This is a genomic window from Actinacidiphila sp. bgisy160 (genome assembly GCF_965342435.1).
Taxonomy (GTDB): domain Bacteria; phylum Actinomycetota; class Actinomycetes; order Streptomycetales; family Streptomycetaceae; genus Actinacidiphila.
In genome coordinates, this window is record NZ_CBDRCM010000023.1 from 61,752 (window position 1) to 74,793 (window position 13,042).

General features: G+C 73.3%; 12 protein-coding genes and 1 pseudogene. 8 read left to right on the forward strand and 5 right to left on the reverse strand.

What is annotated here, in order from left to right; genetic code table 11:
* Positions 1-70: 70 nt before the first annotated feature.
* Positions 71-388: a hypothetical protein gene (locus ACRWNP_RS19555; RefSeq protein WP_431963029.1), complete on the reverse strand. Its 318-nt coding sequence runs from the start codon at positions 386-388 to the stop codon at positions 71-73.
* Between the two features lie 212 nt (positions 389-600).
* A complete protein-coding gene (locus tag ACRWNP_RS19560) occupies positions 601-978 on the reverse strand; it encodes an RNA-binding S4 domain-containing protein (RefSeq protein WP_431963031.1) in 378 nt (125 codons plus the stop codon).
* Between the two features lie 167 nt (positions 979-1,145).
* Between ACRWNP_RS19560 and ACRWNP_RS19565 the strand changes: the two genes are divergently transcribed.
* From ACRWNP_RS19565 to ACRWNP_RS19575, 3 genes and pseudogenes are all read left to right on the forward strand, one after another.
* Positions 1,146-2,450, forward strand: coding sequence for a M28 family metallopeptidase (locus ACRWNP_RS19565; protein WP_431963033.1), 1,305 nt, complete (start codon positions 1,146-1,148; stop codon positions 2,448-2,450).
* 71 nt (positions 2,451-2,521) lie between these two features.
* Positions 2,522-3,016: pseudogene (locus ACRWNP_RS19570) on the forward strand (MarR family winged helix-turn-helix transcriptional regulator); the annotation flags it as partial.
* A gap of 168 nt (positions 3,017-3,184) precedes the next feature.
* Positions 3,185-3,571, forward strand: coding sequence for a hypothetical protein (locus ACRWNP_RS19575; RefSeq protein WP_431963111.1), 387 nt, complete (start codon positions 3,185-3,187; stop codon positions 3,569-3,571).
* Positions 3,572-3,668: 97 nt separating this feature from the next.
* Here ACRWNP_RS19575 and ACRWNP_RS19580 read toward each other — a convergent pair whose 3' ends face one another.
* Positions 3,669-5,159 carry a PLP-dependent aminotransferase family protein gene (locus ACRWNP_RS19580; protein ID WP_431963035.1) on the reverse strand — a complete coding sequence of 497 codons (1,491 nt, stop codon included), beginning with the start codon at positions 5,157-5,159 and terminating at the stop codon, positions 3,669-3,671.
* 97 nt (positions 5,160-5,256) lie between these two features.
* On the opposite strand from ACRWNP_RS19580, the gene ACRWNP_RS19585 reads away from it, so the two are divergent.
* A complete protein-coding gene (locus tag ACRWNP_RS19585) occupies positions 5,257-5,937 on the forward strand; it encodes a YczE/YyaS/YitT family protein (protein WP_431963037.1) in 681 nt (226 codons plus the stop codon).
* Positions 5,934-6,725 (forward strand): glycerophosphodiester phosphodiesterase, encoded by a 792-nt coding sequence (locus tag ACRWNP_RS19590; RefSeq protein ID WP_431963039.1) that lies wholly within the window; start codon positions 5,934-5,936, stop codon positions 6,723-6,725. Before ACRWNP_RS19585 ends, ACRWNP_RS19590 begins: the two co-directional genes overlap by 4 nt.
* 35 nt (positions 6,726-6,760) lie before the next feature.
* On the opposite strand, the gene ACRWNP_RS19595 is transcribed toward ACRWNP_RS19590, so the two are convergent.
* Positions 6,761-7,402, reverse strand: a complete 642-nt coding sequence (locus ACRWNP_RS19595) for a class F sortase (protein WP_431963041.1) — start codon at positions 7,400-7,402, stop codon at positions 6,761-6,763.
* A gap of 1,517 nt (positions 7,403-8,919) precedes the next feature.
* Here ACRWNP_RS19595 and ACRWNP_RS19600 point away from each other — a divergent pair.
* From ACRWNP_RS19600 to ACRWNP_RS19610, 3 genes are all read left to right on the forward strand, one after another.
* Positions 8,920-10,083, forward strand: a complete 1,164-nt coding sequence (locus ACRWNP_RS19600; protein WP_431963043.1) for a hypothetical protein — start codon at positions 8,920-8,922, stop codon at positions 10,081-10,083.
* A gap of 166 nt (positions 10,084-10,249) precedes the next feature.
* A complete protein-coding gene (locus ACRWNP_RS19605) occupies positions 10,250-11,689 on the forward strand; it encodes an MFS transporter (RefSeq protein ID WP_431963045.1) in 1,440 nt (479 codons plus the stop codon).
* A gap of 256 nt (positions 11,690-11,945) precedes the next feature.
* Positions 11,946-12,320 (forward strand): RNA polymerase-binding protein RbpA, encoded by a 375-nt coding sequence (locus ACRWNP_RS19610; RefSeq protein WP_431963047.1) that lies wholly within the window; start codon positions 11,946-11,948, stop codon positions 12,318-12,320.
* Between the two features lie 62 nt (positions 12,321-12,382).
* Here the strand turns inward: ACRWNP_RS19610 and fxsA are convergent, their stop codons facing one another.
* Positions 12,383-13,024, reverse strand: a complete 642-nt coding sequence (gene fxsA / locus ACRWNP_RS19615) for an FxsA family membrane protein (protein WP_431963049.1) — start codon at positions 13,022-13,024, stop codon at positions 12,383-12,385.
* Positions 13,025-13,042: the final 18 nt, after the last annotated feature.

Below are 13,042 nucleotides of genomic sequence, written 5' to 3' on the forward strand. Positions count from 1 at the left end.
GGGACGCCGCGGGCCGCACGTCGTGAGCCCCTGCCCCGTCCGCGCGGCAGGGGCGGACACCCGGCCCGCATCACCCCGTGGAGCAGGGTGCCCCGCGCGGCTCGCCGCGGCCGAGGACGCCATGGCCGTGCACCGCCGCGCCGGCAACCGGCTGGGCGAGGCGTACGGGCTGTGCGGACTGGGCCGGGTGACCCGCGAGGAGGGGGACACGACGGGCACGCCGGCCTGCCACCGTACGGCCTTGCGCCTGTTCGAGGAGCTGGGCAACGCGCCGGGCACCGCCGACGCCCACGGGGACCTCGGTGACCTGCTCGTCCTGCTGGGCGATCACGCCGCGGCGGTCGCTGAGTTCGAGGCCGCCCTCACCGTGCTGAGCGGCCCGCGTCATCCCGTGGCAGCGGGGTTGTGCCGGCTCCGCCTGGCCGAGGCGCCGGCCCTCGCGGGTGACCGGGGGGTGCCGCGCAGGAGCAGCGTTCCGGCGAGGCGCTGCCGGCCGGAAGGGGACGGCCGGCCGACCGCAGCTCGACGGGGCACGCGCGCACCTGACCGCGCTCCGCCTCCTGGCCACCGCCGCCGGGTGAGCGGCCGTCCGGCCCCGCCTCAGCGCGTGCCGCGCAGCCGCTCGATCTCCCGCCGGTCCCGCTTCGTCGGCCGGCCCGTGCCGCGGTCGCGGACGACGGGTGCCGGCACCTCCTCCGGGGTGAGGGGCGGAGGACTGTTGTCGACGAAGCACTCGGCGGCGACGGGCGCGCCGACCCGCTTCCGCACCAGGCGCGTGACGACGACGATCCGCTCGCGCCCCGCACCGCGCAGCCGCACCTCGTCACCGGGGCGGACCGCGTGCGCGGGCTTGACGCGCTCGCCGTTGACCCGCACGTGCCCGGCGCGGCACGCGGTGGCGGCCATGGAGCGCGTCTTCGTGAGCCGTACGGACCAGATCCAGGCGTCGACCCGCACGGGGCCTTCGTCGTCAGCCATGTCACGACCCTAGCGCGCCCGGTTCCCGGAACGCGGCGTCCGGTATGCGCTCTTGACGGAAGGCCCCGCGCCCCACAGGATGCGCCCAGGCATGCACACGTCAAACATGCCTCCGCACCGCCCGCACAGTCCCGCGCAACTCCATCCCCCACACACCGGAGTGACCTGTGCCCGCATTCAAGATCGTCGCGGCCGGGGCCGCCACCGCGCTCGCGGCGGCCCTGCTCACCGCCTCCGCGACACCCGCTTCCGCGCGGCCCGCCGTCCTCGCCGCCGCCCCCGACATCCCGGTGGCGAACGTCAAGGCGCACCTGAGCCAGTTGCAGTCGATCGCCACCGCCAACGGTGGCAACCGGGCCCACGGCAGAGCCGGCTACCGGGCCTCGATCGACTACGTCAAGGCCGAGCTCGACGCCGCCGGCTACACCACCGCGCTCCAGCAGTTCACCTCGAGCGGCGCCACCGGCTGGAACCTGATCGCCGACTGGCCCGGCGGCGACACCAACCACGTGATCATGGCGGGGGCGCACCTCGACTCGGTCACCGCGGGGCCCGGCATCAACGACAACGGCTCCGGCTCCGCCGCGGTCCTGGAGACCGCCCTGGCCGTCGCGCGCGAGAACCTGCAGCCCACCAAGCATCTGCGGTTCGGCTGGTGGGGCGCCGAGGAACTGGGCATGGTCGGCTCCAAGGCGTACGTCAACGGCCTGGCCTCCACCGACCGGGCCAGGATCGACGGCTACCTGAACTTCGACATGATCGGCTCGCCGAACCCGGGCTACTTCGTCTACGACGACAACGCCGCGCTGGAGAAGGTCTTCAAGGACTTCTTCACCGCCAAGGGCATCGCGACCGAGATCGAGACCGAGGGCGACGGCCGCTCCGACCACGCGCCCTTCAAGAACGCGGGCATCCCGGTCGGCGGGCTGTTCTCCGGCGCCGACTACACCAAGACCTCGGCCCAGGCGCAGAAGTGGGGCGGCACGGCCGGGCAGGCCTTCGACCGCTGCTACCACTCCTCCTGCGACACGACGTCGAACATCAACGACACCGCCCTCGACAACAACAGCGACGCGATCGCCCACGCGATCTGGACCCTGGGCACCGCCGCCACTCCCCCGCCCGGCACGGTCTTCGAGAACACCGCGGACGTCGCCATCCCCGACAACGGCGCGGCCGTGACGTCCTCGATCACCGTCAGCGGTGTCAGTGGCAACGCGCCCGCGGCCCTCGCGGTCGGCGTGGACATCCGGCACACCTGGCGCGGCGACCTCGTCGTGGACCTGGTCGCCCCGGACGGGAGCAGCTACCGGCTGAAGAACTCCAGCGGCGGCGACTCCGCGGACAACGTGATCACCACGTACACGGTCAACGCGTCGAGCGAGGTCGCGGGCGGCACGTGGAAGCTGCGCGTGCAGGACGTGGCGTCCCAGGACACCGGATACATCAACAGCTGGAAGTTGACGTTCTAGCCGCCGCCCGAGCCGGTGGCGGCCCCCGCTCGCGCGCGGGGGCCGCCACCGGTCGTTGCGGGCGCCACCTATTGCATACGCGAGAAACCGTCGCGGTCCACTGTTCTCGTGGTACGAGCGTCACCGACCCCGCACCCGTCGCACCGGCCCAGAGGTGGTGCCCGCCCTGTCGCGGCTGCACGACAGGATCGAGGCGCACGTCGAGCGGGCGCCGCAGAGTGCGCACGGGCTGAGCGTGCGGGAGCTCTCGCTGCTCGAGGTGCTCAGCCGCCACACGCGGGCAAGGGCGGGCACCTGCGCATGACCCGGGTCGCCGACGCCGTCGTGCTGAGCCAGAGCGCCACCACCCGGCTCGTGGCGCGCCTGGAGGACCGCGGCCCGCTCACCCGGTACCTCTGCGTGACCGACCGCCGGCGGCATCCACACCGAGGTCAGCGAGGCGGGACTCGCCCTGCTCGCCGAGGCCCGCCCCACGAACGACGGCGCCCTGCACGAAACCCACCGAGGCGTCCGCGGAGCCGGAGCCGGCCCCCCTGGTCGACGCCCTCGAAGCGGAGCCCACCCCGCCTGAGCCGGTGCGGCCATACGGCGCGCCGGCCTCCTCCCCGTCCGACCCGCGGGGCGGCACCCGGGCGACCGCTGCGGGTACCCGGTCACCGTCCTACGCTGAAGAGGGGCGCGGCTTGCGGTGGCGAACGTACCGTGCCGGGCCTCCCGCGAGAGGAGAACCGCTGATGAGCAGTCACCACACCAATTCCCACGTCGACGTCCTCCTCACCGACTGCGAACGGGGGGACGCCGGAGCCGTGCTCGGCGCGCTGGAGGCCGCCTTCCCGACGCGTCCCGGCGAGTCGTTGACCGAGGCCGTGGAGCCGCGGCCCGGGTCTTCCCACCCGACCGTGTGGGCCGCCTCCGTCGACACCCGCAGCCACGGCCACGAACTGGGCCCCGTGCACCTCGACGGCGCCCTGACCGCGGACCTCTCCGGCGGGCCCCGCCATGTACGCGAGGTCAAGAAGGTGCTCGGCGACTCCTTCCGCCTCGAGGAGCAGGGATCTGTCTCCGGCGACCAGGAGGTCGAGCTCCGTCTCCGCCTCACGGAGCTCCCCGACGGCCGCTGAGCCGGACGGCGTCCCCGCGCCCGGGACGGCTCGCCCGGCGAGCCGTCCCGGGCCCTTTCCCGGCCTCCGGCACACCGGGGCACCCCGGGCACCCGGCTCAGGCCACGAAGAGCCCCGCGCCCTCGCCCTCGGAGCCGCCGCCGTCACGGACGGTCTGCGCGGCCGCCGCCAGGCGCTCGACGGCGTCGCGCGCGACGGGCCCCCCGACGGTGAAGGGCAGCCTGATGTAGCCCTCGAAGGCGCCGTCGACGCCGAACCGCGGACCGGAGGGAACGCGGACGCCGAGGCGCTCGCCCGCGACGGCGAGGCGTGAGCCGGAGACGTCGCCGGTCCGCACCCACATGGTCATGCCGCCGGACGGGACGGCGAAGTCCCACTCGGGCAGACGCTCACGGAGGGCGGTCACGAGGTCGTCGCGGTGGGCGCGGGCCCGTTCACGGCGGGCGGCGACCGCGTCGTCCCACGCCCCGGTCCGCAGCAGCCAGGCCACGGCCAGCTGGTCGACGACGGGCGAGCCGAGGTCGAGGTAGGCGCGTGCGCTGACGAGGCGGCGCACGACGTCGGGCGCGGCGCGGACCCAGCCGATACGCAGCCCCGCCCAGATGGCCTTGCTCGCGGAGCCGACGGTGATGACGCTGCCGCCGCGGTCGAAGGCGGCCATCGGGCGCGGCGCGGACGCCGTCCCGTCCAGGGGCAGCTCGGCCATGGTCTCGTCGGCGACGAGGACGGTCCCGGCGGCGCGGGCGGCCTCGACGAGGGCACGGCGCTGGTCGTCGGGGACGAGGGTGCCGGTGGGGTTGTGGAAGTCGGGCATGACGTAGGCCATGCGCGGCGCCGCGTCCCGCAGGACCCGCTTCCAGGCGTCCAGGTCCCAGCCGCCCAGGCCCTCGCGCATGGCGACGGGAACGAGCCGGGCGCCGTTCTCCCGCAGAAGTTCCAGGACGTTGGCGTAGCTCGGCGACTCGACGGCGACGCGCTCGCCGGGGGTGCCCAGGCGGCGCACGGCGGCCGCGATGGCGCCCATGGCGCCGGTGGTCACCATGATCTGCTCGGGAAGGGTGGGGATGCCGCGCTCGGTGTAGCGGGCCGCGATGACCTCGCGCAGCACCGGCAGCCCGGCGGGGAAGTCGCCATGGGTGGCCGAGTAGGAGGGCAGGTCGGCCAGGGCGCCCTCCACCGCGCGGCTCAGCCACGGCTCGGGCGCGGGCAGTGCCGCGCAGCCGAGGTCGATGACGGTTCCCGCGGCGTCCGGGGGCAGCGGCTCCAGACCACGGGTCGGAAGGGCGTGGCCGTCCGGGACGGCGGTCCACGTGCCGGCGCCGCGCCGGGACCGGGCGAAGCCCTCGGCGCGCAGCGCCTCGTACGCCGCGGCGACGGTGGTGCGGCTGACGGCGAGGGCGAGCGCCAGCTCGCGTTCCGCGGGGAGCCGCGCGGCCACGGGCACGCGTCCCTCGAGGACCGCGACCCGGATGCCGTCGGCGAGCCCCCGGTAGGCGGGGACGCGGCGGCCGGTGGCGCGCCGCGCCGGGCGGGGCTCCAGCAGGCGCGCGAGATGAGTGACCCCTACCGTTGCGGTCCACTGCGACATGGTTCCCGGTCCACCTTCCGCATATTGGCCATGGAATTCTCCCAGGACCATGCCACATAGTGTCGCGCATCGACTCGCATGGCCAGAGGGGGGTCCCATGGAGGGCCAATCCAGAACCGTACGCCGTCTGTTGCACCTGTACGCCGGACTGGCCCTCTACGGGGCGAGCGCGGCCCTGCAGGTGCGCGCCGCGCTGGGCCTCGACCCGTGGGACGTCCTCCACCAGGGCATCTCGCGGCACACCGGAGTCAGCATCGGCCTGGTCTCGGTGGCGGTGGGCGCGCTCGTACTGCTGCTGTGGTGGCCGCTGCGCCAGCGGCCGGGCCTCGGCACCGTCTCCAACGTCTTCGTCGTCGGCCTGTCGATGGACGCGACGCTGGCCCTGCTGCCCCAGCCGCACGGTCTCGGCGTGCGGATCCCGCTGCTGGTGGCGGGCGTGGTGCTGGGCGGCGTGGCGACGGGCCTCTACATCACCGCCGGCTACGGCCCGGGCCCCCGCGACGGCCTGATGACGGGCCTGCACCGGCGCACGGTCCGGTCCATCCGCCTGGTGCGCACCGCGATCGAGGTCACCGTGCTGGCGGTCGGCTTCGTGCTCGGCGGCAGCGTCGGTGTCGGCACGGTCGTCTACGCGGTGTCGATCGGGCCGCTGGCCCAGTTCTTCCTGCAGCTGTTCGAGCTGCCGAAGTCCCGGACGGAGGACGACTGCGTGGTCGTCGCCCGCGGCGGGCAACCGGTGACGGACACCGCGGAGGGGCGCGCCATACTGCGGGAGTGAGCGACATACTCCATCCGTACCTGGACAGCCCGGTTCCCATCGCCTTCGCGCACCGCGGCGGCACGGCGGACGGCCTGGAGAACACCGCCTGGGCCTTCCGGCGGGCCGTCGGCCTCGGCTACCGCTACCTGGAGACCGACGTCCACCTGACCTCGGACGGCGTGCTGGTCGCCTTCCACGACGCGTCCCTGGACCGGGTCACGGACGCCCGTGGGCGAATCGCGGACCTGCCGTGGAGCGAGGTGGGCCGGGCCCGCGTGGCGGGTCGCGAGCCGGTGCCGCTGTTCGAGGAACTGTTGGAGGAGTTCCCGGACGCCCGCTGGAACGTGGACACCAAATCGGACGCCACGGTCGAGCCGCTGGTGGAGGCGGTGCGCCGCGCCGGAGCCTGGGACCGGGTGTGCGTGGGCTCGTTCTCCGAGGCCCGGCTGGTCCGGGCCCGCGCGCTCGGCGGAGCCAGGATGGCCAGTTCCCTGGGCACCCGGGGCGTGGCGGACCTGCGGCTGCTCTCGCGGGGCGGCCGCGCCGCCGAGCGGCTGCTCCTGGCCGCGGCGCGGCGGCGCGGCGCGGTCTGCGTACAGGTGCCCGAGCGGGCGTACGGCATCCGGGTCGTCGACGCCGCGTTCCTCGCGACGGCGCACCGGCTGGGGCTGCAGGTTCACGTGTGGACGATCAACGACGAGGCCCGGATGCACGCCCTGCTGGACCTCGGCGTGGACGGGATCATGACCGACCGGCTGGAGGCCCTGCGCACGGTGTACACCGAACGCGGGGCCTGGACCACCTGACGGCCGGTCCCCGCCGCCCGCCCCGCCGGCGGCCGTCACACCTTGGCCGCCTTCGTCTTGGACATACGGGCGAAGACCACGACGTTGCCCGAGTACCCCGAGTCCTTGCTGTAGGTGCCGCCGCAGGTGATCACCCGCAGTTCGGGGTCCTTGGTGTCCCCGTAGACACGCTTGGCGGGGAACTCGGCCTTGGTGAACACCTCGATGCCGTAGATGGTGAAGATCGCGGTGGTGCCGTCGTCCCGGACCACGTCGATGGTCGAGCCCTTCTTCAGCGCCCCGAGGCTGTAGAAGACCGCGGGTCCGCTCTCGTTGTCGACGTGCCCCACGATCACGGAGGAGCCCCGGGCCCCCGGACTGACCGAGTCCTTGAACCACGCGGCCTCTCCCGCCTTCTCGAGCGGCGGCGCCGCGATCACTCCGCGGCTGTCCAGGCCCACGTTCATGATCGGCGCGTCGATGCTCACGGAGGGGATGCGGATGCGCGTCGGCTGGGCCGGCGGCAGCGGCGGGGGCGCCTTGATCGCCGCCGCGTCGGAGAGCGCCGCGGAGGCGGCGGACGGCTGGGGCGGACCGTCCATCCCGGCGAAGCCCTGGAAGGTCAGCACCACCCCGGCCACGAGGACCGAGCACACGAGCACCCCGACCGCGCCGCGGCCGCGCCGTGTGAGCTTCAACTGCCGGGGATGCCTGGTGGTACCGGCGGCGGCCGGACGACCGGGACCACGCGGGGGCTGACGCCGAGTCGGCTCCGCGGTCCCGCCCCGGGCCGGTGCGGGACCGGCTACCGGACGGGAGCCCTTGACGGCGGGCCGGGCCGGCGCCTTCGCCGGAGCAGACGCGGGCGGCTTCGCGGCAGGCGGTGCCGGGTTCCTCGCGGGGCCCTTCGCCGGAGGCTGCGCCTTCGCGGCGGGTTTGCCCTTCCCCTTCGGCTTCTCCTTCGGCTTCTCCGTGAGCGGCTCCCCCGCCTGCGGGGTGGCGGCCGGGGGAACGGGCCGGTCCCGGGCCGGGGGCCGCGGCGTGCGGCCCGGCCGGCCGGGCTCGCGTGCCGCGTCCCCCGTGTGCCCGGGCACGAACGGCTGGCCGAACCAGGGGTCGGGCTGCCCGTACCAGGCGTCGGGCTGTCCGTACCAGGGCACGGGGGTTGTGTGATCCCCGGAGTTTCGCAGCATCGCAGTCCTTCAGCTCCGACCGGCAGGTCATGAGTGACAGTCCGTCATAAATGATGTTAAACCGAAGTATGCGTCAAACGCGGATGGATCAGCGCCAACCGGGCAATGTGCTCCCCACCCGATCGAGTGGCGGCACTGCGGCAGCGGGGGCAATCCGGTGCCGCGTCGCCAGGACGGGCGCCGATGATGCCGACCACTTCCTGATGGACCCTCACCAGCCTTGCGCGCCGGGCTGCGGCGGCCTGCGCGCGCTGGCCGTCACCACAGGCAGCGTGTACCACGCGCGCGCCCGGTGCGTGCCAGGCAGTTCCCTGGACGCAGACCGCCCTGCGGCCGGGGCGTCGGGCAACTGGCGCCAACCGCACCAGCTGACACCGGCGGTGACAGGCGGCGTTCGCGGTGCACACGCCACGGCGTCCTCCGCGGCCACGGGCCCGCGGGGTACGTGGAAGCGCGGGGCGCGGGGCGCGGACCGCGGACCGCGGACCGCGGACCGGGGAGGCCAGGCGGCGCCCTGTCACGTGACCACCCGCCGTGGCTGGGGCGGGCGCGGCAAGAACGGGTCGGGCGCCGGCGTCGCGGCCCTGGGAGACCGGGTTGCCCAAACCCCGTGCCGGGTGCGTGAACATTCGTGATGAGCGGTTCCCGTGAATCCGCGTGAGGTAATGGCTCGCCAAATTCCCTTGCGGCAAGCCTCTACGCAATGGGATGGGCGCTTGTCGCAGAGTCCTGACAGGGACGTCGATTGACTGGTCGTCGTCTGATGTGCCGTCGCACCTGCTGCCGGTCACCCGTTTGACGAGCTCTTCACATTTTTCTGACGCCGCCTTGGGTATGCCTCCCCACCTGCGACAATGCTGTTCGGGCCGGAATTCTGATGCCCCGTCCGGGGGAAGGCCCGTGCCGTTTCCGAGGTGCGTGAAGATCTCCGCCCTCGTGCCATGGATCTCAAGGACGCGGTCGCAGTACGTGTCGCGGTGATCCCCAATCCCGCCTGCCCCGTCCGCAAGGAGGTTCCCCCCATGCGTGGTTCACGCATTCTCGCGGCGGCGACCCTGACGGCCGCCGCCGTGATCTACCCGGCATCCATGGCGTCCGCCTTCCCGGGTGACCAGCTCGTCATCTCGCCGCTCGCCGTCAAGACCGGCGAGACGGTGACCGTCTCCACCAACGGCAACGCCTGCGCCGTCGGCCAGACTGCCAACGGCGTCAGCGACGCCGACGGAAGTTTCGTGCTGACGACCACCGACACCAACCCGACCGCCAACTCCACGCGAACAGGCCAGTTCAAGGTCTCCGACTGGGCGACTCCCGGCATTCACACCGTCACTGTGACCTGCACTCCAAGTCAGACCTACACCGGCCGGTTCGAGGTCACCGGCAGCGGGGCTTCGCCGAGCCCGAACCCGAGCAAGGGTCACGACGACGGCGGCCGTGGTGACGGTGAAGGCCGCGGCGAGGACCACGGCGGTTACGGCGGCGGTGGTTACGGCGGCGGCCACGGCGGCGGCTACGGGCGCGGTCACGGCGGCTACGGCGGCGACGACCGGTGCGAGTCGTGGTGGGGCGGCGACGACGACGGTGGTTACGGCGGCGGCGGTTACGGCGGCGGCGGTCGTGGCGGCGACAACGGCGGCAACGACGGCGGCGGTCGCGGCGGCGACAACGGCGGCAACGGCGGCAAGGGCGGCAACGGCAATGGCAACGACGACAACGGCGGCAACGGCGGCAACGGCGGCAACGGCAACGGCGGCAACGGCAACGACGACAACGGGGGCAACGGGGGCAACAACGACAACAACGACGACAAGAACAACGGCAACAACCTGACCGCCCAGAGCTTCGGCGGTGCGTCCGACGACGGCCGCAACATGGACGACTCGTGGGGCGGCGGCCGCGGCGGCGACAACGGCGGCGGCTACGGGCGCGGCAACAAGGGCTGCAAGGGCGGCCACGGCGGCGGTGGCTACGGCGGCGGCAACGGCGGCGGCGGCAACGGCGGCGGCGGCAACGGCGGCGGCGGCAACGGCGGCGGCGGCAACGGCGGCGGCCCCGACACCGGCTTCGGCGGTTCCATCGGCATGAACACCCCGGAGACCCTGCTCGGCGCCTCGTTCCTGGTCGCCGGTGCCGGTGCCGGCGTCTACATGCTGCGTCGCCGGCGCATGAACGGCGGCCGCGCCTGATCGTTGCGGACCTCCGCGATACAGACCGACCCTGCCCCCGGGCCGCCCACGCGGCGCCCCGGGGGCAGTCCCGTGCACGGGACGGACGGACGGGAAGGCGTCCGCCGGATGAACGGTGGAATCCGGCCGATGATCCCCCTCCCCCACCCCGGCCGTGGATGGCATCATGACCGATCACATCGGCACGGCGCACGACACGGATCGGCAGGAACCACGGGTGAGCACGGGCGAGGCGCAGGACACGGCGGTGCACGACGGCACCGCCGCCCCGGCGCGCGAGCGGCGGCGCGTACAGCGCGGCTGGTACTTCTACGACTGGGCCAACTCGGTCTTCTCCACCAGCGTGATCACGGTCTTCATGGGGCCGTACCTCACCGACATCGCGGAGGCCGCCGCGGGCCCGGACGGCTATGTCCACCCGCTGGGGATACCGGTCCGCGCCGGCGCGTACTTCGCGTACGTGGTCTCCGCCTCCGTGCTGCTGTCGGTGCTGGTGATGCCGCTCGCCGGGGCCGTCGCCGACCGGACGGGCCGCAAGAAGGCGCTGCTCGGGGCGTTCGCGTACATCGGTGCCGCGGCGACGACGGCGATGTTCTTCGTCAACGGGGACCGCTACCTCCTCGGCGGCGCGCTGCTGATCGCCGCCAACGTGGCGTTCGCGGCGGCCATGGTCCTCTACAACGCCTTCCTGCCGGAGATCGCCGAACCGCACGAGCGGGACGCGGTCTCCTCGCGCGGCTGGGCGTTCGGCTACGCGGCCGGCGCGTTGATGCTCGTCGCCAACCTGGCGCTGTTCCTCGGGCATGACGCGGTCGGCGTCTCCAAGGGCATGGCGGTGCGGATCTGCCTGGCCTCGGCCGGCTTGTGGTGGGCGGCCTTCACGCTCGTCCCGCTGATGCGGCTGCGCGACGCCGCGCCGGGCGGGCCGTCCGCCGGCCGGCCCGCCAAGCCCGGGGGGTCGCTGCGCCAGGGCTGGCGTCAACTCGCCGACACCTTGCGGGACATGCGCCGCCACCCGCTCACCCTGGCCTTCCTGCTGGCGTACCTCATATACAACGACGGCATCCAGACGGTGATCTCGCAGGCCTCGCTCTACGGCTCCGAGGAGCTGGAGCTGGACGAGACGGCCCTGATCGGCGCGATCCTCCTGGTGCAGGTGCTGGCCGTCTTCGGGGCCCTCCTGCTGGGCCGGCTCGCGGCACGGTACGGGGCCCGCCGCACGGTGCTGGGCTCGCTGGTGGCGTGGACGCTGACGATCGGGGCCGGCTTCTTCCTGCCGGCCGGCGAGCCGGTGGCGTTCTACTGTCTGGCGGCGGCCATCGGGATGGTCCTGGGCGGCAGCCAGGCGCTGTCGCGCTCACTCTTCTCGCACCTCATCCCGCGCGGCAAGGAGGCCGAGTACTACTCGGTGTACGAGGTCAGCGACCGGGGCACCAGCTGGCTGGGACCGCTGCTGTTCGGCCTGACGTACCAGCTGACCGGGAGCTACCGGGACGCGATCGTGTCCCTGGTGGCGTTCTTCGTCGTCGGTTTCGTGCTGCTGGCGAGGGTACCGATGCGGCGGGCGGTGGCGGCCGCGGGCAATCCGGTCCCCGAGACGATTTAGTGCGGATGGGTGCGGCGCGGTAGTGTACGCCGTTGGCCGTCGGACGGGCCGTTACTGCGCGCTAAAGATACCAGAACGCAGGGTGACATCTCTCGTTAGATGTGACAAAACGGGCGTCGATGGGTACAAAAAGGGGCGGCACGACGGGCGACGCACCTCCCGAGAACGGGAATCTTCACCGCCGACCGGACGTTGACCGGATGACGACGACAGCGACACCTGTCCTGTGGGCGACACAGCCCGGGAGGCACGATTCATGAGTGAGCGAGCTCTCCGCGGCACGCGACTCGGGGCGACAAGCTACGAGACCGACCGCGGCATCGATCTGGCACCGCGCCAGACCGTTGAGTACGCATGCCGGAACGGACATCGATTCGAGATGCCGTTCTCGGTGGAGGCCGAGATTCCGCCGGAGTGGGAGTGCCGCGCATGCGGCCAGATCGCACTCCTGGTCGACGGAGAGGGCCCGGAGGAGAAGACGACCAAGCCCGCGCGTACGCACTGGGACATGCTCATGGAGCGGCGCACGCTCGAGGAGCTGGAGGAGGTGCTGGCCGAACGGCTGGCCGTCCTGCGCTCCGGCGCCATGAACATCGCGGTGCATCCGCGCGACAACCGCAAGACCGCCTGACAGAAGAAAATGGGCCCGTGAGGGGCGGGCCCGGCAGACGTGCGCCCCGGGCGAGCGTGGCTTCAGTGCCGCGGCCCGGGGTTTTCGTCGTCCCGCTCCGGGGCGCGGTCGACGACCTCGCCCTGGATGACCTTGCCGTCGGGACGGTGGATGCGCATCTGCTCCTCGGCAGCGCGCGCCTGGGCGAGGAGATCACCCAGCGAGCCCGTACCCGCACCCCGCTCGCGTGCCGCGGAGGCCCGGCGGTCCAGGGCCCGTGCGCCCGCCCTCGTCAGCAGGGAGCGGGTCGGCGGGAAGAGGAGGAGCAGCCCCGCCACGTCCGAGATCAGGCCGGGCACCATCAGCAGCAGGCCGCCGACCATGATCGGCGCCGCGCCACTCCCGCCGTTCCCGGCGCCGGAGGAGTTCCGCTCCGCACCGTCCCGCTCCGGCCCCCCGGGGCGCATAGCCTCGTTCAGCGCCCGCCAGGCACTGCGCCCGGCGTGCCGTACGGTCAGCGCGCCACACACGAAGCCCGCCACGAGCAGGAGGAGGACGGTCAGTCCGCCGGCGGTCCCGGCCACCAGCATGAGCAGCCAGATCTCCAGGAGCGCGTAGGCGGCCACGCCCAGAGGTATCCAGGTTCCGGCCCGCGAACGCCGCCGCGGACGCGCGTCGCCGCCCGGTTGCCGCGGACCGGCCGGCGGCGGGGAGCTGATCGTCATACGCACTATTGTGCCTGC